This window comes from Shinella kummerowiae (assembly GCF_009827055.1).
Classification (GTDB): domain Bacteria; phylum Pseudomonadota; class Alphaproteobacteria; order Rhizobiales; family Rhizobiaceae; genus Shinella; species Shinella kummerowiae.
Genome location: NZ_WUMK01000004.1, coordinates 215,663 through 236,276 on the forward strand (window position 1 = coordinate 215,663; position 20,614 = coordinate 236,276).

At 60.0% G+C, this 20,614-nt stretch carries 26 protein-coding genes and 1 tRNA gene; 24 read left to right on the top strand and 3 right to left on the bottom strand.

All coding sequences use genetic code 11. The annotated features are described in order from the left end of the window. Positions 1-10 precede the first annotated feature (10 nt). From GR138_RS11885 to GR138_RS11905, 6 genes are all read left to right on the top strand, one after another. On the top strand, positions 11-220 hold the full coding sequence (locus GR138_RS11885; protein WP_420853646.1) for a helix-turn-helix transcriptional regulator: 210 nt from the start codon (positions 11-13) through the stop codon (positions 218-220). Between the two features lie 136 nt (positions 221-356). Next, the gene (locus GR138_RS11890) at positions 357-803 is read left to right on the top strand and encodes a hypothetical protein (RefSeq protein ID WP_160859471.1); all 447 of its coding nucleotides are present in this window, start codon (positions 357-359) and stop codon (positions 801-803) included. Then, complete coding sequence (locus GR138_RS30560) at positions 803-1,081, top strand: hypothetical protein (protein WP_246200400.1); 279 nt, start codon at positions 803-805, stop codon at positions 1,079-1,081. The genes GR138_RS11890 and GR138_RS30560 overlap by 1 nt, the downstream gene beginning before the upstream one ends. Beyond that, on the top strand, positions 1,056-3,110 hold the full coding sequence (locus GR138_RS11895) for an AAA family ATPase (protein ID WP_246200402.1): 2,055 nt from the start codon (positions 1,056-1,058) through the stop codon (positions 3,108-3,110). The genes GR138_RS30560 and GR138_RS11895 overlap by 26 nt, the downstream gene beginning before the upstream one ends. A 221-nt stretch (positions 3,111-3,331) precedes the next feature. Continuing rightward, a complete protein-coding gene (locus tag GR138_RS11900; RefSeq protein ID WP_160859473.1) occupies positions 3,332-3,556 on the top strand; it encodes a hypothetical protein in 225 nt (74 codons plus the stop codon). Beyond that, entirely contained in the window at positions 3,553-4,686 is a 1,134-nt protein-coding gene (locus GR138_RS11905; RefSeq protein WP_160859474.1) for a hypothetical protein, read from the top strand. Before GR138_RS11900 ends, GR138_RS11905 begins: the two co-directional genes overlap by 4 nt. A 144-nt stretch (positions 4,687-4,830) precedes the next feature. Here the strand turns inward: GR138_RS11905 and GR138_RS30245 are convergent, their stop codons facing one another. Both GR138_RS30245 and GR138_RS11910 read right to left on the bottom strand, forming a co-directional pair. Then, a complete protein-coding gene (locus tag GR138_RS30245) occupies positions 4,831-4,986 on the bottom strand; it encodes a hypothetical protein (protein ID WP_202402621.1) in 156 nt (51 codons plus the stop codon). Between the two features lie 648 nt (positions 4,987-5,634). Beyond that, positions 5,635-6,075 (bottom strand): hypothetical protein, encoded by a 441-nt coding sequence (locus GR138_RS11910; RefSeq protein WP_160859475.1) that lies wholly within the window; start codon positions 6,073-6,075, stop codon positions 5,635-5,637. A gap of 70 nt (positions 6,076-6,145) precedes the next feature. Here GR138_RS11910 and GR138_RS11915 point away from each other — a divergent pair. The 15 genes from GR138_RS11915 (at position 6,146) to GR138_RS11985 (ending at position 15,925) form a co-directional block, all read left to right on the top strand. Further along, a tRNA-Pro gene (locus GR138_RS11915) sits at positions 6,146-6,222 on the top strand. Between the two features lie 517 nt (positions 6,223-6,739). After that, positions 6,740-7,126, top strand: coding sequence for a hypothetical protein (locus GR138_RS11920; RefSeq protein ID WP_160859476.1), 387 nt, complete (start codon positions 6,740-6,742; stop codon positions 7,124-7,126). A gap of 16 nt (positions 7,127-7,142) precedes the next feature. After that, complete coding sequence (locus GR138_RS11925) at positions 7,143-8,990, top strand: terminase large subunit (RefSeq protein WP_338091076.1); 1,848 nt, start codon at positions 7,143-7,145, stop codon at positions 8,988-8,990. Next, positions 8,990-10,261, top strand: a complete 1,272-nt coding sequence (locus GR138_RS11930; protein ID WP_160859478.1) for a phage portal protein — start codon at positions 8,990-8,992, stop codon at positions 10,259-10,261. The genes GR138_RS11925 and GR138_RS11930 overlap by 1 nt, the downstream gene beginning before the upstream one ends. Then, the gene (locus GR138_RS11935; protein ID WP_160859479.1) at positions 10,258-10,860 is read left to right on the top strand and encodes an HK97 family phage prohead protease; all 603 of its coding nucleotides are present in this window, start codon (positions 10,258-10,260) and stop codon (positions 10,858-10,860) included. The genes GR138_RS11930 and GR138_RS11935 overlap by 4 nt, the downstream gene beginning before the upstream one ends. A 68-nt stretch (positions 10,861-10,928) precedes the next feature. Further along, the gene (locus GR138_RS11940; RefSeq protein ID WP_160859480.1) at positions 10,929-12,200 is read left to right on the top strand and encodes a phage major capsid protein; all 1,272 of its coding nucleotides are present in this window, start codon (positions 10,929-10,931) and stop codon (positions 12,198-12,200) included. Positions 12,201-12,244: 44 nt separating this feature from the next. Next, on the top strand, positions 12,245-12,472 hold the full coding sequence (locus tag GR138_RS11945; RefSeq protein WP_160859481.1) for a hypothetical protein: 228 nt from the start codon (positions 12,245-12,247) through the stop codon (positions 12,470-12,472). Then, positions 12,435-12,968: a head-tail connector protein gene (locus GR138_RS11950; RefSeq protein ID WP_160859482.1), complete on the top strand. Its 534-nt coding sequence runs from the start codon at positions 12,435-12,437 to the stop codon at positions 12,966-12,968. Before GR138_RS11945 ends, GR138_RS11950 begins: the two co-directional genes overlap by 38 nt. A gap of 15 nt (positions 12,969-12,983) precedes the next feature. Then, positions 12,984-13,388, top strand: coding sequence for a hypothetical protein (locus GR138_RS11955; RefSeq protein ID WP_160859483.1), 405 nt, complete (start codon positions 12,984-12,986; stop codon positions 13,386-13,388). Between the two features lie 162 nt (positions 13,389-13,550). Further along, complete coding sequence (locus tag GR138_RS11960; protein ID WP_160859484.1) at positions 13,551-13,907, top strand: head-tail adaptor protein; 357 nt, start codon at positions 13,551-13,553, stop codon at positions 13,905-13,907. A gap of 28 nt (positions 13,908-13,935) precedes the next feature. After that, positions 13,936-14,427 (top strand): HK97 gp10 family phage protein, encoded by a 492-nt coding sequence (locus GR138_RS11965; RefSeq protein WP_160859485.1) that lies wholly within the window; start codon positions 13,936-13,938, stop codon positions 14,425-14,427. Then, positions 14,424-14,831 (top strand): DUF3168 domain-containing protein, encoded by a 408-nt coding sequence (locus tag GR138_RS11970; RefSeq protein ID WP_160859486.1) that lies wholly within the window; start codon positions 14,424-14,426, stop codon positions 14,829-14,831. Before GR138_RS11965 ends, GR138_RS11970 begins: the two co-directional genes overlap by 4 nt. Before the next feature lie 60 nt (positions 14,832-14,891). Continuing rightward, positions 14,892-15,326: a phage tail tube protein gene (locus GR138_RS11975; protein ID WP_202402622.1), complete on the top strand. Its 435-nt coding sequence runs from the start codon at positions 14,892-14,894 to the stop codon at positions 15,324-15,326. Positions 15,327-15,329: 3 nt separating this feature from the next. After that, positions 15,330-15,713, top strand: a complete 384-nt coding sequence (locus GR138_RS11980) for a hypothetical protein (RefSeq protein WP_202402623.1) — start codon at positions 15,330-15,332, stop codon at positions 15,711-15,713. Further along, positions 15,710-15,925, top strand: coding sequence for a phage tail assembly chaperone (locus tag GR138_RS11985; RefSeq protein ID WP_338091088.1), 216 nt, complete (start codon positions 15,710-15,712; stop codon positions 15,923-15,925). Before GR138_RS11980 ends, GR138_RS11985 begins: the two co-directional genes overlap by 4 nt. Positions 15,926-15,943: 18 nt before the next feature. Here the strand turns inward: GR138_RS11985 and GR138_RS11990 are convergent, their stop codons facing one another. After that, positions 15,944-16,192, bottom strand: a complete 249-nt coding sequence (locus tag GR138_RS11990) for a hypothetical protein (RefSeq protein WP_160859488.1) — start codon at positions 16,190-16,192, stop codon at positions 15,944-15,946. A gap of 57 nt (positions 16,193-16,249) precedes the next feature. Between GR138_RS11990 and GR138_RS11995 the strand changes: the two genes are divergently transcribed. The 3 genes from GR138_RS11995 to GR138_RS12005 all read left to right on the top strand — a co-directional run bounded on the left by GR138_RS11995 (position 16,250) and on the right by GR138_RS12005 (position 20,613). Next, entirely contained in the window at positions 16,250-19,207 is a 2,958-nt protein-coding gene (locus tag GR138_RS11995; RefSeq protein ID WP_160859489.1) for a phage tail length tape measure family protein, read from the top strand. Positions 19,208-19,210: 3 nt separating this feature from the next. Next, positions 19,211-19,933: a hypothetical protein gene (locus GR138_RS12000; protein ID WP_160859490.1), complete on the top strand. Its 723-nt coding sequence runs from the start codon at positions 19,211-19,213 to the stop codon at positions 19,931-19,933. Between the two features lie 80 nt (positions 19,934-20,013). Beyond that, positions 20,014-20,613: a hypothetical protein gene (locus tag GR138_RS12005; RefSeq protein WP_160859491.1), complete on the top strand. Its 600-nt coding sequence runs from the start codon at positions 20,014-20,016 to the stop codon at positions 20,611-20,613. Position 20,614 lies beyond the last annotated feature (1 nt).

Here is a 20,614-nt window from a genome sequence, read left to right on the forward strand (position 1 = left end):
GCCCATGAATATGAGGACAAAGGAAGCCGCCCACTACTTGGGACTTTCCAAATCAACGCTCGATAAACTCCGTTGCTTCGGCGGCGGCCCTCGCTACTACAAACTTGGGAAGCCGGTCGTGTACGCAGTGGGCGACCTTGACGCCTGGAAGGCTGAGAGGGCGCGTACCAGCACCTGGGGCGCTGCAAACCAGAACGCACCGGTATCTGCGGCCGCTTAGCCGCCCTTGACCGCTTTCGCGACGAAGCGGTTAATGCCTCTAGGCTTTGGCCACGTGCGCCACTGCATTTACTACCCACCACCATCCACCAGCATCATCATCATTGAACCGGCCGCGTGCCGGCGAGGAGGAACCTATGCGCCTAATCACTACCAAGGACGGTCTGACCATCAATCCCGAGCATGTGGTTCAGTTCACCACATTGCGGAACGGGCAGACAAAGATTCTTCTGTCTACAGGTGGCGAGCAATATGTTGAGGCCTACGGGGACGACCTCCGCGACCTTTTCATCCCGGTCGTCAATGCAAATCCTGGCTTCCAGGCAGTGTTCGTCGATCGCCTGATTGATGGAACATTTCACTACCAGCGCCGCTCGGTCATTGCGTGGCGTCTCTGCCCCGGCGGAAATTATCCGATTTTCCAGGGATACAACCAAGACGCCGACGACTACTTGGTCATGATCGACCCAGCGGGCGGAGTCTTCGACTCCGATCACAACATGTGGCCCACACTTGAGGACTGGCGGAAAGAGTACGAGGCGGAGCAAAGCGAGATCGCTGCCAGCGTGGCGAAGGCTGCCTGATGAAAATCCTTGATCTGAAACCCGCCTCCGGAGACGGAGGCGGGGCGGTGAAGCTCGTTGCTAATTTCGATCTCGAGCTTTCACCGGACGTGAGGCTGCTCGGCCTTCGCCTGATTGAGGCCCCCGATGGCAGACGGTTGATCTATGCCGCCAACGCCAACGGTGGGCGAAGGACCGCGACGTTTTCCCCCACAATGGCGCAAGCCATTACCGCAGTCGCAACTGAGTATCTTACGAGGCACGGAACCGCCAATGAACAACACCGCCGTACAGCTTGATCCTCGCCAAATTGCGCAGTCCTTGGGCGGCACAGCTCGCGGCAATCAGATTTCGGCGCCGGCACCTGGACATTCCCGAAAAGACCGCTCGCTTTCTGTTCGGATTGACCCGTCGGCCCCAGAGGGGTTTGTCGTCAACGGATTCGCCGGCGAGGATCCGCTCGGGCTGCGCGACTACGTTCGCACGAAAGCCGGCTTGCCTGACTGGGAGCCACAACGCCGTGTCCACACTGCGCCAACATCGCACCTTCGTCTGGTTAAAACCGCGGAGCCGCCGAAGCCATTCACCGACTATCACCTGACGCGGCAAGGGTATGCCCACGCGGCCACCTACGATTATGTCGACGGGTCGGGCGAAGTATTGTTCGAGGTTCTTCGGTATGAGCATCCAACGGAGCCAAAGACCTTCACTCAGCGGCGTCCCGACGGGAATGGTGGCTGGTTCGCCGGCCGTGGTGACTCTGTCTTGTATCGCTTGCCGGAGATTCTAGCCAATACGACGGATCCGATCTTCGTGGTCGAGGGAGAAAAGGACGCCGATCGTCTGGCATCATTCGGTTTTCTCGCGACTACGCCTCCACAAGGCGCTTGGCCCGATGATTTGTCGGTGCTCGCCGGAAGGAAGATTTATGTCCTAGCCGACAACGATGTGCCCGGAGAGAGGAAAGCAGCTGCGGCGATCGAGCGCCTAACCGGTATTGCTACAGTCACCCGCGTCGATCTTCCAGGGTTGCCAGATCGGGGGGACGTATCCGACTGGTTTGATGCCGGACGCACAGCCGAGGAACTTGTAGCGCTTTGCATAGATGCGGCCCCGCTGCCGGCAAACGACAACACCCCACCATCAGAGTCCGCCCTCTCAATCTTCGACTGGACCGTCGATCGCTTCGTCGGTGCAGCGCCTCCGGTCGAATACCTCGTCGATGGTGTGATCCCGACCGGCGTACCCGGCATGGTGTCGGCCGCCGGGGACACGGGAAAATCATACGCGCTGCTCGAACTGCACCGTCGCGTCGCCTTCGGCTCTAACCAGTTTGCGGCGCCCATCTTCGGGGGCAGGGTGGTCGCCGAGGGTACGTCCGTGATGATCACCAGCGAGGATGACGCAAACGAGGTTCATCGGCGCGTTGCAGCACTCGACGAAAGGGAGCAACGCTACACGGCCGCAGGCAAGCGCATGATCATTGTGCCGTTGCCATCTGCCGGTGGTGCGCGCGCGTTCTGGCGAGAGGATCGAAAGAGGGGCCTGCTGGAGACCGACGATTTCAGGAGCATCTGCGACCAACTCCTTAGTATCTCCGATCTTCGGCTGGTGACATTCGACCCTTTGGCCTCGTTTGCCCATCTTCCGCTGAACGAGGACCCGACTGCGGGCCAATTTGTTTGCTCGTCGTTGGCGCGGCTGGCGTCGGAAACGAAGGCGACGGTGTTGGTTGCCCACCACATGCGTAAGTCCAAGGCCCCGATCGAAACGCTTTCAGACGCCCGCGAGGCGATCCGCGGCACTACGGCGTTGGTGGACGGCTTGCGGTTGGCGTATGCCATGTGGCCGGCGGATGAGGCTCGCGCGAAGCGGATCTGCAAGTCGCTAGGCATAGGTCACGAGCCCAACAAGATCGTCCTCGGCGGCGTCGTCAAAGCGAATGGCGCGGCACGGAGAATAATGTCGATATACGCCAGGAACGAGACGGGTCTATTGATCGACCGAAGCTCCGGCCTGGGGGCCTCGGCACCCGCGCAGGGCGACTTGCGTGCTGCGCTCGTGGTTTCAGTAGAGGCCGCTGCCGCAGCGGGCGCGCCTTTTACTAAGACCGGTGCGAGTGGCCTCTTCGAGCTCCGCGAGCGATTGCCGGAAGAGCTAAGGCGCATGGGCAAGGCGAGGCTCGATGCCCTAGCAGCGGATGCTCTCGAACGCGGCGACATCGTTCGCGTAGCGGCTCGCGGCGAGAAAACCGCAAAATGGCTCGACGTACCAACGGGCATGTTCGCCGCTGGGATTGGCACGTTCACGGCTGGAATGCCGCGCTGAACATCCGTTCCCAGAGAGAGTTGGGAACGGCCGTTCCCGTGGGAATGGGAACACTAAGTAATTGTTTCTGTTAGATTTCCCGTTCCCATTCTCAGCGTTCCCAAGATTTTTGGGAACGGCTAAGTCATTGAAAATAAAGCCGTTCCCACGTTCCCAGGTTTTACCCTTCTTTAGAAGGGGAGGCGTCTGGGAGCGCCATCCCTGAAATGAAGGAGCACAGAATGATCCGAACCCGCATTCAAAACATCGGCGGCGCCTTCCCCGGTCGTGGAGCAGCACCAGCAATGACCAAGGGGTTCTACCTCGCTCGGGGGGAGCGCACTGCAATTGACCGGCTTAGTGACAGGGCCGCGTACAGGCCAGTCGTGAACTCCGATGCCGGCTCGCTGGTGGCTGCCAACGACAACTCGGTGAAGAAAGTGAAAAAATCGGAGGACGCTGCTTGAGCCAGGCCAGTAAAAACAACCGCGATCTTTCGAACCTTTCCGCGCTTTTGGCGGCCGCAGCCTCGTCCGCGCCTGCGCCTACCATGCGGAAGAACCCCGCACCAGTCCCCGCCAACGACAACAAGGTCGCCGACGTCCTGGCATGGCCGACGCTCGGGCGATTGGCTCACCGTGGCGACGAGGCGCGTGTTTTCGCGCTCCGCCATTGGCGAAACCTATGCTTCCCCGGTTCAGGATACATCCCGCCGGAGCCAGCCGACGACGTAACTGATGAACCCGAAATGGAGGTGCGACCCTCCGAGGCTGAACTCCTTCGTGCGGTCGGTTGGACCGTGACCGGGGCCGAGCGCTGGCAGCATACCGGAAAGATTGTGAACACCTACGAACCAGCCGCGCCTGTCGAACCCACCATCAATCGCCACCGCAACGGCGCCGTCGACATTGAACTCGGCGATCTCATCTTCCGCGATGGCGAGATGATTAAATGGGGCCAAACAGCGAGGGGCAGGGCGCTTCGGCCGGTTGAGCGTACTCGCGGCATCAAGGGGCCGGCACCCAAGGGAAGGACAGAGACGGTGGTGTGGTCTTACCTGCGAGCGCCAGCAACAACCTCGTCGCCGTTCACCACAACATCGCTTAGACGCTCTTTCTCCGGCGAGCGGGCGATCCCGGACATGTACAAGCCACTTCCCGGCGTCGAAGAAGCACGTACCGTCCTACGTGACCACGGCGCGGACGGCACCGTAGCGTTCGAAGACCTTCCTGTGCCCGCAATCCGCTGCCCAGACGCCCTTGTCGCCGGGCCGCAGTGGGTGGGCGGCGTGAAGAAACCGAAACCCCTCGGCGAGATATCGGCGGCAGCGGGTCCGGAGGGTGAAGTTGCCAGGCGGATCGAGGCAGGCCCCTACCTGGCGCATCTTCGGCGTGTGCTCGGCGATCACGCAAAAGTCCTGGACATGGCCATCAGTGATGTGTCGGCGAAGAAAATCGGGATCGAGATGGGGAAGGGGCAAGCTTATGCCGAGAAAGCCGGGCCGATCCTTATAGACGCCGCCATCGACGCGCTAATCGCGGCAGACGAGACGGCCAGACTGCTCGTTGAACAGAAACCGAAGAAAATCGCGGCATAACCTCCGGTCGAGCCGGTCGCCGCCCCGTATGTTATTGAAGGGATTTATTTCCCGGAGGCCGCCTTTGCGCGGCCTCTTCCTTTTGAGGCGCTGGTCGAGACGCGGACGCATGAACTCGCGAGATCGACCAGGCCAGCCTCAATCTCACGAGGCAATACGCCGAGCGGCCTTGTGCACTGCCTTCGCGTCATCTCCGTGTTCCGCCAGAATGGCCTTCGCGTCCTCGGTTGATATCCGGTATTTCTTCGCGACGGTGATCGCATCGAGTACAGGCGCTTTGGCACCTTTGTTGTCTGTCATGTCTATCTCCGATGGGATCGCAGCGCGCTCAAGTCCAGGTCAGACGAGCCTCTTCGCTCCCGACTATATGGAGGTAGCGGACTAGGATAGCAAGGGCTAGTACCCACCGACGGTCGCGAGCGTAAGTCGCGATATTCGGGGCGAAAGCCTGACGGTTTTCGCGAAATACGAAGATGGGCGCTGGACCAATAGTTACCCAGGCATCTTCGTTCCTCATGCGCCAGACGTGGCGACTAGAGCGCGCTATCCGGTCATGGGTCGCTACCACGACGCAGTCCAGCCTGTGAGGTCTGGCCGCTCGTTCAATTGCCGAAGCCCCTGCCAGCGCATCTAAGCTCGGCAGTATAGCGTCTGCAGCGCTGCGCTTCGGTAACTCCATTGCCCTTGCGCGCCTCCTCCGCAGCATGGGCGATCGTGCGGCGGCCTCCCTACGGGTTGAGGTCGCCGCTTTTGTTTCTTATATGTGCCCTAAGCGGTTTCCCGTATCGTTGATCGCGTGCGTCACATGCGTTGATTACTGAATTTATTATCTCGGTAATTATTGACATTAATAGGCGCGCGACTTACATTTCCCATCGAGACGGAGGCGCTGGGGCCTAATAAGTTACCCAGGGCCGTCTCGACTAGGCCACCTTTGGGTGGCCTTTGTCATTTTGGTGGTTTATTTTGATCGCCCTTTGGCATCACAGAATAAAGCTCAGCCTTTGGTTTCTTCTTCGTCATCTCGAACACCGCGCGGTCATTGACCATATTCCCGTAGCCGTCGTTTCTTGGGTTTGGATTTTGCGCGAAGGTGACAATCTCCGAAGTGAACGTAACCGATGTCGGTAGCATCGCACTCACAATTTGAGCGATCATGTCCTCTCGCGTGTACCCGTCGCGAGAGCGACTGTCGTGCAGGTGTTTGCCTATAAAAAGAATCTCGTTGTCATCCAACAAGTGTAAACCGACAGCGCCTCGCTGAAGATTTAGCTCGGTGAACTGAATCGTAGTGAAGCATCCGATAGCAATCATAGGCGCGCGCTCACCTAAAGATAGGCGAAGCAGGTTCTCTGCTATCGCCTTTTCGGCATCCTTGTACAGCGGCACGGTCTCACCCTCATTTCCCCACGCGCAATCTAGGGGTGAGGATGCGAGGGGTGCAAGACTTTTTCGTCTACAGTGTGTAGCGCAGCCTGGTAGCGCACGTGACTTGGGCTCACGGGGTCGCAGGTTCGAGCTCTGCCACACTGACCATATCGAGGTGCTCATGACTGAAGGCTTCGTTATGGCCTGTTTGTTTGCGGTCGCATTCGCAACATGGCTTCCGTTCTACCTTCAATGGCGCTGAGCGGATGGCAAACTACGACGCACGCTCAGAAGAAGCCGCAGCCTATCGCCGTCTGTATAAGACGGCACGATGGCGACGGATACGCGAGCACCAGTTAGCGTTTCACCCCCTGTGTGAGTGGTGCCTGGAGCGGGAAGAGATCACGGAGGCGACTGAGGTGCACCATGATGGCGCCCATCGCGGTGATCTCGACAGGTTCTGGTGCGGCCCATTCATCAGCACCTGCAAGCCTTGCCACTCATCAAGAGGGCAGCTTGAGGACAACGGCAAGACGGTCGTGACGTTTGGCGCGAACGGATGGCCGATGTGACCGGGAGGGGGTGTGTTGCTCTTTGGCAACATGCCGGCCGTGGAACCGGTGTGAGGGCAAAGCGTAGGCGTCCACACTTCAGAATATGACCCCTTCATGCAGGAGTGAATGCCATGGCGATGCCGCGAACGCCTCTCGCCAAGGCGGCTGTTGAGGCGAGTGACAAGAAGAACCCAAAGAGGTTCAAGGCTCGCAAGGAGCCGAAGCCGAACGGCCCACTTGGTGCGCCGCCGAAGTGGCTTGCCGACACCGATACCAACAAGGCCAAGTCGGCGTGGCTACTGTTCCAGAAAGAAATTCCCTGGCTGACGGAGTCGCATCGAATGCTGGTCGGCATGGCCGCCAACATTCAGGGCCGCATCATGGCCAACCAGGATGTCGGTGTCCAGGCGATGAATCTGCTCCGGCAGTGCCTTGGTCAGATGGGCGCCACGCCATCTGATGCTAGCAAGATTACGGTGCCCGATGACGAGGACGAGAAAGACGACCTCCTCGACTGAGGAGGCGCTGGCGAGGGTGAGTGCATACGCACAGCAGGTTATCGATGGCGATGTCATCGCTGGCCCACATGTGCGGAACGCTTGCCGCCGTCATTTCGCCGATTTGCAGCGCGGCCACGAACGAGGTCTCTCCTGGGACGATGAAGCTGCGAACCGGGTTTTCCGGTTCTTCGAAGAACGTCTTCGGCTGAGCGACGGCCAGTTCGACGGCCGTCCGTTTAAACTGCACCCGTCGCAAGCATTCAAGCTCGGCTCAATTTTTGGATGGAGGAAGGCGGACGGCGCCCGCCGATTCCGCACAGTCTATATCGAGGAAGGCAAGGGCAACGGAAAATCACCGTTCGCAGGGGGTGTCGGCCTCTATGGTTTGATGGCAGACAGCGAGCCTGGCGCTCAGATCTATGCGGCAGCGGCAAAAAAGGACCAGGCGCAGATCCTTTTTCAGGATGCTTGCAAAATGGTCAGGCAGGCTCCTGCGCTGGAGCAACGCCTCAAGTTCAGTGGCGGCATCGGCAAAGAATTCAACATTGCGCACCACAAGTCGCAGTCATTCTTTCGCCCCATCTCGAAGGAAGCGGGTAAAACCGGTTCCGGCCCCCGCCCGCACTTTGCGCTTTGCGATGAGGTGCACGAGCACCCCGACCGCGGCATCATGGAGATGCTGCAGCGCGGCTTCAAGTTTCGCCAGAATCCGCTGCTGTTGATGATTACGAATTCCGGTTCCGATCGCAACAGCGTGTGCTGGGAGGAGCGGACTCGCGCCGTCCAAGTTGTCACCGGTACGAAGACGCCAGATGAGGAATTCACCTTCGTCGGCGAGACGTGGGAAGGGAGCGACAGCGTATTTGCCTACGTGTGCTCGCTTGACAAAGACGACGATCCGATGACGGATCCGACATGCTGGGGCAAAGCCAACCCGCTTCTTGGAACGATCCTGACCAATGACTACCTAGCTGGCGTCGTCGCCGAAGCGCGCGACGTCCCGGGAAAGTTGAACAACGTTCTTCGACTGCACTTCTGTGTGTGGACCGATGCTGACAAGGCATGGATGCCAAGGGCAACGGTCGACAAGGTCATGTCGGAATGGGACCTACCGCCCGACGGGCCGCTTTACGTGGGCATTGACCTTTCCGGCACCAAAGACATGACGGTTGTGGCCTGCGTGCAGCCGACTGGGTTCATTACTCTGACGAGGCATGACGGCGAGACAGCTGAATTGCCCACTTACGATGCGTGGATCGAGGCGTGGACACCCGGCGATACCCTTGCGGCCCGTGTCACGGCTGACAAGCAGCCATATGACATTTGGGTAAGGGACGGATACCTGAACGCTCCGGAGGGACCGCGCATACGTTTCGACATTGTCGCTGCGCGCGTAGCTGAACTTGATCGTCTCTATGATATCCAGTCCATTGCATACGACAATTATGCGTATGCGGCATTCAAAGATGAACTCGACGTTTTCGGCATAACAGCTGAGCAACTACCTCACCCCCAAGGCGGGAAGGTGAGGGCGAGGCCATCATCGGAGAGGGTTGAAGCGGCCAAGGCAGCTGGCCAAAAGCCACCTCTTGGGCTCTGGATGCCAGGTTCTGTCAATGAGTTAGAGAACCTGATTATCGACGGTCGCATTCGGCTTCGGTCCAATCCGGTCCTCATGACCGCCCTTATGGGCTCGACATTTAATCACCCGCCAGATCCCCATGGAAATCGTTGGTTCGTGAAGACGAGGTCCAGCGTGCGCATCGATGCGGCAGTCGCTTTGGCAATCGCCTGCGGCGCCGCCGCTGACGGGCTTGTGGAGATTAAGCCCATCGCTTCCCCTTGGGACGACCCCGAATTCAGCATCGCAAAGGCGGCATGATGGACTGGAAACTTGGCCTAGGCCGCCCAAAAGCCAAAGAACCTGCGGAAACGCGCACAACCATCGAAAATCCGACTGTTCCGGTAAGTGCCGAGAATTTTCTGGCTTTTTTCGGAGTGCAGTCGGCAAACCTGCCGGCGGTGACGATCGATAATGCACTAACCGTGCCCGCAGTGTGGGCTGCCGTGAACTTCCTGTCTCGCACGCTGGCGGCGTTGCCGCTGCATGCCTACCGCAAGACCAAGACCGGGTCCGAGCGCATTGGCGGCATGCTTGCGACGGTGGTGCATGATGCGCCGAACCCTGCGCAGGACAGCTTCAAGTTCCGCCAGTGGTTCTGGTCACAGGTTTTCACAGGCGGACGCGGCCTGGCATGGATCGAGCGGACGCCGCAGGGCGTTGAGGCCATCTGGCCGCTCGATCCCAGCAAGACGACGATCTCGCGCCGCGCCGGCAAAGTGATCTACACTTGCGAGGGCACGGAGTACCCCGCTGCCGACGTTATCGACGTGCCGTTTATGCTCAAGGCGGACGGTCTGAAGCACTACGGGCCTATCGCACAGGCGTCTAAGGCCATTCAGCTTGCGCTGGCAATGAACGACTACGGCAGCAACTTCTTCGCTGGCGGCGGCGTTCCTCCGCTGGTGCTGGAAGGCCCGTTGCCGGCGAATGGTGACGCGATGAATCGCGCCAAGGCCGACATCAAGCGCGCGATCGATGGCGCCAAGGGCGCTGGCGAGTCAGTCTTCCCGATTCCGCCTGGCTACAAGCTGAATCCGGTAGGCCTTGACCCGGCAAAGGGCCAGATGGTCGAGGCGCGTCGCTTCCAGGTGGAAGAGATCGCGCGAGCTTGGCAAATGCCTCCCGTATTCTTGCAGGATTTGTCGAAAGCGACCTTCAGCAACGCTGAGCAGCAGGATTTGCACCTTGTGAAGCACCTCATCGGCCAATGGGCCGAGGCGCTTGAGGGCGAAATGAACCTGAAGCTATTCGGGCGAACCGCGCGCAACAGGTATGTCGAACACAATTTGGATGGCCTACTTCGCGGTGACTACAAGACCCGCATGGAGGGCAACGCTCGCGCGATCATGACCGCGCAGTTGACCCCGAACGAGGCTCGCGAGCTCGACAACCGACCGCCGCTCCCCGGTGGCAACAAGTTGCTCATCCAGCAGGCGACTGTTCCCGTTGATATGGCCGGCGAAGTGCCGGCCGCAGCCAATGACAATACGCCGCCAAGCGGCAATGAGGGTGAGGCGGAAGCCGCATGAGCAAATTCGAGAAGCGCATCACGCAGCAGGTTGAACTGCGTACAGACGAGAGCGGCACGAAGACGCTTACCGGCTACGCGGCCGTGTTCAATTCCCCAACCGATATTGGCGGGTACTTCACCGAGCAGATCGCGCCCGGCGCGTTCGCCGAGACGATTAAGGGCGACGTCCGCTGCCTGTTCAACCACCAGAGCGGCAACGTCCTGGGACGGACCAAGAGCGGGACGCTGCGGCTGTCGGAAGACGCCCACGGGCTCCGCTTTGAGGTGGATCTTCCGGACACGGTCCTCGGCCGCGACGTCGGCACGCTGGTTGCCCGAGGCGACATCAGCGGCTGCTCGTTCGATTTCCGCGCCATGAAGCAGTCGTGGGACGACACGGTCGACCCGCCGAAGCGCACGCTGGAGAAGGTCGAGATCAGCGAAGTCTCCATCGTCACGTTCCCGGCCTATGCCGATACGTCGGTAGGCGTGCGCTCGTTGGAGGCGATCCGCGCGGAGGCGGGCTCGCGCAATCGAGCTGCGGCTGCCCGTCGGCTGGCTGAAAGGCGAGCAGCACAAGAACAAAGGTTCCGCGGCATACGGCAGGACGCCTCGTAACGCCCGGCAAAGCCGGAGGGCATGGACAAACGTCCTGCCATTCCCACCCCTAAAATCTGGAGAATTTGATGCCTACTCTTACCGAGTTGCAGGAGAAGCGCGGCCGTCTGATGACGCAGGCGCGCGAAGCCCTGAATGAAATCACCACAAATACCGACGCAGCCCGCTCCGCGGAGCTCGAAGCTCGCCACGACACGATCATGGCTGACTTCGACCGGCTCGAGAAGAACATCGAACGCGAGGAGCGCCAGACGGCCATCGAGGCTCGCTTCGAAGAGCGCCAGCGCCAGCGTCGTCCGAAGGGCGAAGACACTGACCAGCGTGGCCAGGATGAAGGCGAGCCCCTGAGCTACCGCGCGGTGTTTCACAAGTTCATGGCAAGCGGCGCCGACCTCGGAGAACTTTCCACCGAGGAGCGCGCGATTCTGAAGAGTGGCGCTCAGTCCGGTAAGGAATTCCGCGCGCAGACTGCCGGTACCACTACAGCCGGCGGCTTCACCGTCCCGACCGAGCTTGCGGCGATCATCATAAAAACGATGAAAGACTGGGGTCCGATGTATGATGATGACATCGCGACCGTCCTCAATACGGCCTCCGGCAACCCGCTAAAACTGCCGACCGTAGACGACACTTCTGTGACTGCCGAGAAGCACATGGAAGCTGCCGCGCTCACCGATGACGGCGGCAAAGACGCGACGTTCGGCCAGAAGTCGCTGGATGCCTATGTCTACGACACGGAATTCGTCCGGTTTTCGATGGAGTTGGCGCAGGACTCGATCTTCAATATGGAATCGCTCCTCGGCGGACTCCTTGGTGAGCGCCTTGCCAGGATTGCCAACCGTGAGCTGACGATCGGCGACGGCACAGGCGACCCGAACGGCGTCGTCACTGCTTCCTCGTTGGGCAAGACGGCTGCGGCAGCCGCAGCAATTACAGCTGATGAGATCATCGACCTCCTCCATTCGGTGAATTCGGCTTACCGTCGATCGCCCAAGGCCCGCTTCATGTTTGCTGACACCACGCTGGCGGCGATCCGCAAGCTGAAGGACGGGCAGGGCAATTATCTTTGGCAGATGGGCGACGTGACTGCCGCTCAGCCTGGCACGCTCCTCGGCTACCGCTATGCGATCAACGACGACATGGACACCCTGGCTGCTGCCAAGAAGGTCATGCTGTTCGGTGACTTCTCGAAGTACTTCGTCCGCAAGGTCGGATCGCCCGTCATCGGAGTGTTGCGCGAACGCTTCTGGCCTGACCTCGGCATTGCCGGCCTCATCCGCTTCGACGGCGAGCTCGGCGACACCGCGGCAGTCAAGCACCTGATCACGGCTGCTTCCTAATCCTGGACGGCGGGCTTCGGCCCGCCTCCTTCCAAGGAGGGAACATGAATATCCGAATGCTAGTCGGACTGTCCGGCAACGAGTACAGCCTGTCGCCTGGCGACACGCGCGAATTTCCCGACGCTGAGGCCATCCGGTTGATCGAAGCGGGTTATGCCATTCCAGTGGCTGAAGAGATTGTCGAGCGCGCTGTGGCGCAGCCCGCCTCGGAGCGGCGCGGAAGGCGGAATAAGGATGTGGTATCCACCGAAGGTCACGACGCCGCCAACTGAGCCAGTCTCAGTCGCGGAGGCGAAACGCCAGTGCAATGTTTTGCACGATGACGATGACGCGCTTTTCGCCGCGCTGATCTCGGCGGCTCGAGACCATGTCGAGCGGTATTGCGGGACGCCTCTGGCGCAGCAGACTGTTGAAGTAAAATGCGACAGCTTTTGCGACATGGCGCGGCTTCCCATTGCTCCTGTGAGCGACGTTGACATTGAGTATGTCGCGACAGATGGCACAGAACAGACTGTGCCGGATGCGGCCTACGAGTTGAGAGCCGATGGGCTCGATGCGTCTGTCGTTCCTGCGTACGGTCAGAATTGGCCGGCGACACGTCCAAGATCTCGGATCGTCGTGACAGCTATCGTCGGATACGAAACCCTGCCCGCGTCGATACGGCACGCGATGCTGCTCTGGATTGCTGAAGCCTATCTCAATCGCGAAAACGCGGAAACGCCCGAATGGACGGCGTTCGACGCTCTTTTGACCAATTACCGGCGCTAGGCCGCAGGAGACCCCATGGCAGACCTGACAATTACCGCGGCCAGTGTGGTCGCTGGTACCAATTCCACGCGAGACCACGGCACGGCAGGCGAGACGATCGCGGCGGGCAAGGCCGTTTTCCTGGAGCCGACCACCAACAAGTGGATGCTCTCGGACAACAATGGCACGGGCACGCGCACGGTCAACGGCATCGCGCTGAATGGCGCGAGCTTCAACCAGCCGCTGGCGATCCACAAGAGCGGCGACATTACGATCGGCGCGACGCTGACCGCTGGCACTGACTACTGGCTTTCCGGCACGGCGGGCGGCATTTGTCCTGTAGCGGATTTGGATACCGGCATGGATCCTGTTCTGATTGGCATCGCGAAGTCGGCGAGCGTGCTGGCAGTCGATATCCAGGATCCGGGTGTGACGCTTTAATGCCCTGGGTCCGGTTCACCGAGGATCATAACTGGGTGCAGCCGGGGTTCACCATCGCCTACAAGGCGGGCATGCACCTGAACGTCACGCGCGCCTGTGCTGACGAAGCAGTGACGGCCGGCAAGGCTGTAAGGGCTGGAGTGCCTAAGCGGGAGGCTGCTGATGGCAAAGAAGCCGAATAGCGGCGCCCTGCGCGTCAAACTGCACTTTCAGGTGCGGCCTTTGGTCGACGACGGCATGGGCAATGAGCAATCTGGCCCGTGGGAAACTGTCTTCACAGACTTCGCCGAATTGATCCCGCTCAGGGGCGGCGAGCCCGTGCTGGCGGCCCGTCTGACGGGCGTACAGCCGTATATCGTGCGAGTGCGCAGTCATACTGCCAGCCGCGAGGTAACGCCGTCCTGGCGCGCTCTAGACGCCCGCAATCCGAAGCGCGTTCTGAACATCAGGGCGGTCTCGGATACGGACCAGACGAACGCCTGGCTTGAAATGATGGCCGACGACGGCGTGGCCACATAGCGGTAGGCGACATAATGCGGGGTAGGACATGGCGCTGAAGGCCACCATAACCGGCAAGGACGCGCTATTTCGCCGCCTGACAGAGGTTGCGCCCAATGTGGCCAAGTACGCCACCGAAGCCAAGCGGAAGGCCGGTGATGAACTGGCCGAAGCTATCCGTCGGCAGGCGCCTACGGGCGCGACGCTGGAATATATGGAAAGCATCGAGGCCGACGAGCTAGCCAATCGCCCGCATCAGGAACGTGTCAGCAAGGCCGCGGCCAAGGATCCGACGGCTGTTGGGCTGTTCGCCGAATACATCTGGCGGTTTCTGGAGTTTGGGACTGCGCCACACAACACGGCAAAAGGTGGCGGCACAGTGTTGGGGCAGGCGACGCACCGCGAAGGCGGAGGCACGCAGCATCCGGGCACACGAGCGCAGCCACATATCTTTCCTGTGTATCGGGCGATGAAGCCAAAAATCATGAAGCGCATTCGCGCCGCGGTGAACAAGGGCGTTCGGGAGGCCATGAAGAAATGAGTCCCGAATACGAACTGCAGGGTGCGATTGTCGCCAGGCTGAAGGCAGATGCTGCATTCTTGCAGGTGGCCGGCGGGCGGATCTACGATGATCCACCTGACAACGCGGTGTTTCCATACGCTACCATAGGCGAGGCGCAATTCATCCGAGATGACGCCACCTGTATTAGCGGCGGGGATGTTTATCTGACCATGCACGCTTGGTCGCGAGCCGTTGGATACCCAGAGGTCCGGAGAGTGGCGGATGCAGTGGCAGAATCACTGCACCTCGCGCCTTTAGCGCTTCCGACAAACCACCTTGTTTCGATCATGCACCGACAGACGCGCGTTTTCCGCGATCCTGACGGGCTAACCAGCCACGCCGTAATTGATTTCGCGGCGTCGGTACACAAGCCGCTGGCCTAGGCCGGGCATTCCTCAAAATCACACTGAAGAACGTCCGGCGCGCCCGGCGAAGGAGAAATTATGGCAGGTGAACAACTCGGCCGGCTACTTCTGATCAAGCTCGGCGATGGAGCCAGCCCCGGCCCGGAAGTCTTTACCAATCTCTGCGGCCTCAAGGATCGCAGTTTCGACCTTTCGGCAAACTCGGTCGACACGACCAAGCCTAGCTGCACCAACCCTGGCGGCCCGGTTCAGAAGACCAGCCGTCCCGGCATTGTGAGCCGCACCTTCTCCGGCTCCGGCACGTTCGTGTCGAGTGCTGCCATGAAGGCGTTCATGGTTCATGTGAACGACGCGACGGTCTTTAACGCGCAGGTGGTCGTGCCCGGTCTCGGCACCTACGAAGGCTCGTTCTTCGCAGCAAACTTCACCCTCGACGGCAGCATGGAAGACGATCTCCAGTTCAGTGGTTCGTTTGAGGCTGCTGATGCTCTGACGTTTACGGCCGAGGTCTAATCCATGGCTGAAGAGGAGAAAAAGCCGGTGGCAACAGAGAAAAAACCCTTCCCGCTGCAGGTCAATGGCGCGCGCGGGGAGGTTGCCCTGTGGATCGGCGACGTTCCGCTGGTGATTGCTGCGACGATGGGCGGTCTTTCCGCGGTGTCGACGCGGTTGGAGTGTAAGTCTTTTCAGGATCTGTTTGTCCGACTGTCTGGCGTCGAGGCTGCTGCTACGCTGGCCGGCATCGAACTACTGACCGTCAAGGGCGATCGTCTGGCAGCCATCGACAGCTTGAGGCTGAAGCACTTCCCGGCATGCGCAGCGGCGTTCTCCGCGGCGCTGGCGCATCACTTTGATGATGGTGACGAGGGAAACGTGGAAGCCGTCGAAAAGGCGGCATAAAACGAAAAGAAGACCCGTTCCCGTGGCGTGACTGGATGCGAATTGGCTTCGGCGGGCTGCAATGGCGGCCTGCCGACTTCTGGGAAGCGACGCTCACGGAGTTCTTTCAGGCCATCCACGGCCGGAACGAGGCTAATGGCGCCGAAGAAAAACCGAAGGCGCCGACCAAGGGCGAGATGGCGGAGTTGTTGGCATGGGCGGATGGAAAATGACGAAAGACACTGGTGAATTCAGCGAAGAGATTCCGACTGCGAAGCTAGATCGCTTAGACGCTGAAATGCAGTCTTTGCGGCAAGAGCTCGCAGATTTCCAAAAGGCATACTTCTGGCATCAGGAGGCAACCGTACGCGGATACTCAGGTTATCACCGACCAGATCAGAGTCATCTTTTCCGAAATTGATATCGACTTTGGCGATCAAGTCCTCGCCCGCTTCCAGGAAGCAGTCAACTTGATATCTCACGTTTTGGACGTTGCTCATAACCGCTCCATAAAAGCCCGCCTCGCGCGGGCTTCTCTATTTTAGGATGAACCCGCCTTGGCTGACAACTCCACCGACGACATGATTATCGCCATTGGCGTTGACGTGGCGACGATCCGGCGCGGGCTGAAGAAGCTGGAGCAGGAAGTCGCTTCGTCCACCGGCAAGGTCCAGAAGCAATTCGAGACCGTCGGACGTGGCATTGACAACGCCATGACGAGCGCGATGCAGAACCGCATCAATGCCATGGTGGGTATTGGCACCAAGGGCGCCAAGGAATGGACTGGGGCGCTTGCTGACCAGGGCAAGGAACTTGAGCGGCTTCGCGCCAAGTACAGCCCGCTCTTTGCGACGATCAACAATTACAAGTCGGCTGTTGCCGATATCAAGCGCGCTCACGCCGTTGGGGCTATTTCTGCTGACGAGATGACGGCAGCAATCCAGCGAGAACGGCAAGCGGCTCTTGCGAGCACTGCTGCTATCAAAGGGCGGAACGCCGCTCTTGTTCAGGGCGGTAGGGCAGGCCAAGGGTTCCAGACAGCCAATATTGCCGCACAGTTTCAGGACATTGCCGTAACCTCGGCGATGGGCATGAACCCGCTGCAAATTGCTCTTCAGCAGGGCACGCAGTTGTCTTCGGTGCTCGGCACCATGGGCAATGGCAAGCAAGTTATTGCTGGCCTTGGCGCGGCTTTTGCCTCGCTCGTCAGCCCTGTATCGCTTGTAACGATCGGTCTCGTGGCCGGCGGCGCAGCGGCTATTCAGTATTTCTCTACGATGGAATGGGGCGGCGCCAAATCAGAGGAAACTCTGAAGAAGGAAGCCGAACTCGTCGCCGCTGTTGCCAGCAAGTGGGGCGAGGCACTGCCAGCCCTGAAGGCTTACAACGACGAGCGTCAGCGGATCGCTGGCGACCAAGAGCTTCAAGAGGCTTTAAACATCGGCAAGAGCGCTCAGTGGGATGACCTCCGCAAGGCGCTTGGTGATGTCGATATTACTATTGCCGATATCGTATCTCGCATTGCTCAGATGGGCGAGGATACTGGCGCGATTTCGTCGCTTCAGTCCACATTCAATGAGCTAACTAAGGGTATCGACGACGGTACGGCATCAACTGCACTGGCGCAGCGCGCTCAAAAGGAACTGGCCGACGTTGTCAAGAACAACGCGACGCCAGAGCTTGAGGCGCTGCTCAAGATATTCCAGGAACTGATACCCGCGATCGATGGCGCGTCTCGCGCAGCGCAGCGCTTTGATCTGGATGATGCTATTGCGCGGACCTCCCGCTATCCGAGCCGCGGCACCTATGGTGGTGTGGCACGCAACGCTGACGGCACGCCGCAGGGCGAGGGCACATCGCTTCCTTTCAGTGGCCCGACGCCAGAGAGTCGTCCGCTTATCGAATTGGACGGCTTGCCTGGCGCAGACAAGGCAGGAAAGAAGGCCGAAACTGCCGCGCAAAAGGCGGCAAACGCCTACCGTGACCTGATCAAGTCAGCCGACGACCGTATCGGCCAGTTGCGTCTTGAGACCGAGCTAACCGGCCAGTACGGCGTTGCGACGGACGCCGCGCGCTTCCGATTGGAGCTTTTGCAACAGTCCGAGGACAAAGGACGGTCGCTCAGCCCGACACAACGTGCGGAAATCGAGCAAAAGGTTGCTCTCTACGAGAAATACTCGCAGGCGCTGGCGGAAACCAAGCTCCAGCAGGACTTGCTGAACACGGCGCGGTTTTCATCGCTGTCCAAGCAGGACCAGCAGGTTGTCTCGACGCTTCGGCAGTATGGCCTTCCGGAGGACTTGGGTGGCAAGAACGCGCAGGCCATCCGGCAATCGTTGCAGAGCGAAGAGATCAACTCGGCGATCGACGACTTTTCGTCGAGCCTCGCCAACAGCATTGTCTCGAGCGGTGGTGACACCGGCGAGGCTTTCGGTAAGACCTTCCTGGCCGCCTTGCAGGAGTCGGCGCAGAAGCAGCTGACAAACCTGTTTTCTCAGATGCTCAAGGGTTTATTCAACTCGACTTCCCTAGGTGGCGGTGGTGCTGCGCCGTTTGCCGCCAATACAACCATTGGCGCTTTGTTGGGCGCTGGTGCCGCTCCTGTAGGCGCTGTGTCTCGATCGGCGTTACCGGCTCTGCCTACGGGCGATATCGCCTCCTACATCACGCAGGCGGCGATCAAGCGCGGGATCGATCCGGCAATTGCCCTCAAGGTTGCCAAATCCGAGGGCGGCCTGGATAGTTGGAATCTCCAGTCGAGCTTCGTCAAGAACGGCGTGCGTGAACCATCATACGGGCCGTATCAGCTTTACATGGGCGGCGGCTTGGGGAATGCCTTCCAGAAGCAGACGGGTCTAGATCCGCGTCTTGCGGCGAACGGGCCCGCTGGCGTTGATTTCGCACTAGACAACGCCAAGAAGAGCGGTTGGGGTGCCTGGTACGGCGCCGCGAAAGTGGGCGTCGGCAACTGGGACGGAATCGGGAAGGGCGCAAACACGGCGACCGCTGCGCTCGAGAAGATGGCGGCGGCATCGACTGAAACGACCAAGGGGCTTGGTGGGCTCGCCAATAGTCTGGCATCCGGTCTCGGTGGCGCTGGCGGCGGGTTCGACTGGGGTTCGCTGTTCTCGTCGTCCTTCAAGCCGAACACAACGCTCTCGAATTTCCTCAACGGCGTTCCTGGATTTGCGACTGGTACGAACTCTGCGCCGAAGGGCATTGCTCTGGTCGGCGAGAAAGGGCCTGAACTCGTCCGCTTTCGTGGCGGCGAGCAAGTCATCCCAAACAACCAGATCAACGCCCCCCGAGCTCCACGCCTAGCCGCTGCCAATTCGAACCGCATGGTCCGCAATGAAACGTCGCTGACGGTCCAGATTCAGGGCGCCAGCGGCGACGACCATGTCCGCATGCTCGTGAATCAGGGCGTGCAGACGGCGCTTCGTGACCAGAACGAGCACATGCGTCGGCAGGGCTTCGGCAACATACAGCAAGCGTACACCACTGACAGGGGGTAGCCCATGGCTCTCATCGGCTTGCCGACTGTTTTTATCGACTTCCTGGCACCTGAAAAGGTACAGGTCGACCCGAAGGGCGGCGCTCAAGAGGGTGGCCGCCCGCTGGTTGGGGAGCCTGCCACGGCTGATATATCCGGAGGCGGCTTCCTGACTGCATCCTATGACGGATGCAAGATTACGACCGAGGAGCAGCACGAATACGTGAACTACCTCGGCGCTCGGTTGAACGGCAGCTTTCGGAACGTCAATGTTCCAATTCCCACCGACTGGTGGGGGCCGTTCCCGAAGATCGGCGGCATTCGCGCGCCCTACGTGACGAGCATTCCGCACTCCGATGGATCGACCTTCAGCGATGGTTCCGGCTACAGCCAGGCAACCGTGTCGGGTGAGATAACGGCGAGTGCCGCTTTGCGGGCCGGCGTCATTACCTTGACCACGACCGGGATGGACCGACGTCTTCGTCACAGCGATTGGTTCTCGATCTACCACCCGACCAAGGGGTGGCGAGCCTACCGCTACTGGGAGGTCATTTCGGCGCCTTCCGGCACAAATGGGTCTTACACGCTAGCCATCTCGCCACCACTGCGGGAAGCGGTCACGGCAGGCACGCACGTTGAATTCGCCCGTCCTCGTTTCGTCGGTCGGTTTCCCGCTGACTTCACGCTACCGTCCGTAACGGAAGCGTTCTTTGTGACCAAGCAGGACATTCGGTTCGTGGAGGCATAGTCCGCCGGGCCGGCCAAAATGATCGTCATTTGCATCCAATTTCCGGCCACTCGCGGGCCTTTTTCATTTCTGGAGGCCTGATGGATTGGGTTCCCTCCAATGTCGTCGACGCGCTTGCGTCAAGTCACCAACTCGGCATTTTCACCCACATCGCTACAGTTCCTCCTCTCCGCGTCTGGTTCGGCGTCGAAGATATCCCGATCACGATCGAGAGCGTGGACGAGGGTGGCGCCATCTACCAAGGCGGCGGGCGGCTTATCGGCCTTCCGACCCTAGAGGTCCTGGTGAACGGCACGGCTGATGCTGTCGAGTTCACCATGTCTGGTATCGATCCCGCGACGGGTGCCGCTCTGATCAGCAGCATTCCGCCAGTGCGGGGCGCTGATGTCTATGTCGGCATTACCACGCTGGACGACTACTACCAGCCGATGAGCCACATCATCCCGCTATGGCGGGGCACGGCCTCGCACACGACAGAGGCGAGCCCCACGGTAGTTGGGCAGCAAAACCGCACCACAACGCTCGGCTTGTCGATCGCTTCAGGCGGCGAAACCAGAAGTCGCCCATCGCGGTCGCTCTGGTCCGCAGCACAGCAAAAGGCGCTCTCTCCGACAGACAGGTTTTGCGACAACACCTCGCGCATGGCGCGAATGGTTCAGCCGGTCTGGCCAAACTACTGAT

Excerpts from the sequence above, each read along its gene's own strand:
- GR138_RS11955 (WP_160859483.1), top strand. The coding sequence starts at position 12,984 with ATGGCAGACCTGACAATTACCGCGGCCAGTGTGGTCGCTGGTACCAAT.
- GR138_RS11965 (WP_160859485.1), top strand. The coding sequence starts at position 13,936 with ATGGCGCTGAAGGCCACCATAACCGGCAAGGACGCGCTATTTCGCCGC.
- GR138_RS11920 (WP_160859476.1), top strand. The coding sequence starts at position 6,740 with ATGGCGATGCCGCGAACGCCTCTCGCCAAGGCGGCTGTTGAGGCGAGT.
- GR138_RS30560 (WP_246200400.1), top strand. The coding sequence starts at position 803 with ATGAAAATCCTTGATCTGAAACCCGCCTCCGGAGACGGAGGCGGGGCG.
- GR138_RS12005 (WP_160859491.1), top strand. The coding sequence starts at position 20,014 with ATGGATTGGGTTCCCTCCAATGTCGTCGACGCGCTTGCGTCAAGTCAC.
- GR138_RS11930 (WP_160859478.1), top strand. The coding sequence starts at position 8,990 with ATGGACTGGAAACTTGGCCTAGGCCGCCCAAAAGCCAAAGAACCTGCG.
- GR138_RS11975 (WP_202402622.1), top strand. The coding sequence starts at position 14,892 with ATGGCAGGTGAACAACTCGGCCGGCTACTTCTGATCAAGCTCGGCGAT.
- GR138_RS11945 (WP_160859481.1), top strand. The coding sequence starts at position 12,245 with ATGAATATCCGAATGCTAGTCGGACTGTCCGGCAACGAGTACAGCCTG.
- GR138_RS11990 (WP_160859488.1), bottom strand. The coding sequence starts at position 16,192 with ATGAGCAACGTCCAAAACGTGAGATATCAAGTTGACTGCTTCCTGGAA.
- GR138_RS11950 (WP_160859482.1), top strand. The coding sequence starts at position 12,435 with ATGTGGTATCCACCGAAGGTCACGACGCCGCCAACTGAGCCAGTCTCA.
- GR138_RS11935 (WP_160859479.1), top strand. The coding sequence starts at position 10,258 with ATGAGCAAATTCGAGAAGCGCATCACGCAGCAGGTTGAACTGCGTACA.
- GR138_RS11900 (WP_160859473.1), top strand. The coding sequence starts at position 3,332 with ATGATCCGAACCCGCATTCAAAACATCGGCGGCGCCTTCCCCGGTCGT.
- GR138_RS11895 (WP_246200402.1), top strand. The coding sequence starts at position 1,056 with ATGAACAACACCGCCGTACAGCTTGATCCTCGCCAAATTGCGCAGTCC.
- GR138_RS11970 (WP_160859486.1), top strand. The coding sequence starts at position 14,424 with ATGAGTCCCGAATACGAACTGCAGGGTGCGATTGTCGCCAGGCTGAAG.
- GR138_RS11890 (WP_160859471.1), top strand. The coding sequence starts at position 357 with ATGCGCCTAATCACTACCAAGGACGGTCTGACCATCAATCCCGAGCAT.
- GR138_RS11960 (WP_160859484.1), top strand. The coding sequence starts at position 13,551 with ATGGCAAAGAAGCCGAATAGCGGCGCCCTGCGCGTCAAACTGCACTTT.
- GR138_RS11980 (WP_202402623.1), top strand. The coding sequence starts at position 15,330 with ATGGCTGAAGAGGAGAAAAAGCCGGTGGCAACAGAGAAAAAACCCTTC.
- GR138_RS12000 (WP_160859490.1), top strand. The coding sequence starts at position 19,211 with ATGGCTCTCATCGGCTTGCCGACTGTTTTTATCGACTTCCTGGCACCT.
- GR138_RS30245 (WP_202402621.1), bottom strand. The coding sequence starts at position 4,986 with ATGACAGACAACAAAGGTGCCAAAGCGCCTGTACTCGATGCGATCACC.
- GR138_RS11940 (WP_160859480.1), top strand. The coding sequence starts at position 10,929 with ATGCCTACTCTTACCGAGTTGCAGGAGAAGCGCGGCCGTCTGATGACG.
- GR138_RS11885 (WP_420853646.1), top strand. The coding sequence starts at position 11 with ATGAGGACAAAGGAAGCCGCCCACTACTTGGGACTTTCCAAATCAACG.